General features: G+C 56.6%; 1 protein-coding gene. It reads right to left on the reverse strand.

All coding sequences use genetic code 11. The annotated features are described in order from the left end of the window. Positions 1–9: 9 nt before the first annotated feature. A protein-coding gene (locus PH562_RS30645) for an IS630 family transposase (protein WP_113233773.1) occupies positions 10–958 on the reverse strand; the annotation gives its coding sequence in 2 pieces (ribosomal slippage) (positions 10–621 and positions 623–958; 948 coding nt in all). Between the last annotated feature and the right edge of the window lie 88 nt (positions 959–1,046).

Raw genomic sequence — 1,046 nt, forward strand, 5'->3', positions numbered from 1 at the left:
TAGAGCGTTTCATGTTTTGTTTGAAGCGTATCCTGCATTGACAAGATAATTGGTGCACTCGTCTGGACTGATTGTCTGGACGAGTGAGCCGAGATATCGCCAGGTGTCTTCGATGGTGCGCATTTGCGCTTTTCGCATCCAATGTTTGATCTTGGCAAAAGCCTGCTCGATTGGATTGAGGTCTGGTGAATAAGGCGGCAGAAACCAGAGCCTTGCGCCGGCGGCCTTGATCAACTGGCGTATCTGCCCGGATTTGTGGCTACCCAGATTGTCCATGATGACGATGTCACCTGGCCGCAGTGTCGGCACGAGTTGTTGCTCGACATAGGCCTTGAAGCATTGGCCATTGATCGGGCCATCGAAGACGCAGGGTGCGGTGAGACAATCGGCCCGCAGCGCGCCGACGAAGGTCAATGTGCGCCAATGACCATGCGGAGCAAAGCCACGCAGGCGCTTGCCCTTAACACCCCAGCCGTACAACGGGGCCATATTGGTTTTAATCCAGGTTTCGTCGATGAACACAAGCCTTCGAGGATCAAGTCGCGTCTGCCATGACTGCCAGCGCTTGCGCCGACGGACGATGTCAGTGCGTGCCTGCTCAAAGGCAAACATCGTTTTTTTTGAAGCGCAGCCCCTCGCGGCGCAGGAAACGCCAAACGGCGTCATGCGAGACGATGACGCCTCTCACCGCTAGTTCATCCTTGAGGCCATGCAGGCTGATCTGCGGCGTCTGCGCAATCCGCTCGGCTATGAAAGCGCGATGCGGTTCCAAAAGGCGCTTGCGATGCCCTCCCATCCGGCCGGGCGCGACAGAGCCACTGCGGCGATACCGCTGCGACCACTTCACGACAGATGAGACGGAGACACCAAACCGCGCCGCCACCGAGCGGCAGCTTTCTCCCGCCACAACGGCGCCCACCACACGTTCACGCAGATCATTCGATAGAGGTGCGACCATCAATGCTGACCTCCTCTCAGCCAGCATCTTGAATCATATTCGACATCAAAAGGGAATCCACGATTCAAACAAAATCTGAACCGCTCTA

It is taken from the genome of Rhizobium centroccidentale (genome assembly GCF_030182565.1).
Classification (GTDB): Bacteria; Pseudomonadota; Alphaproteobacteria; order Rhizobiales; family Rhizobiaceae; genus Rhizobium.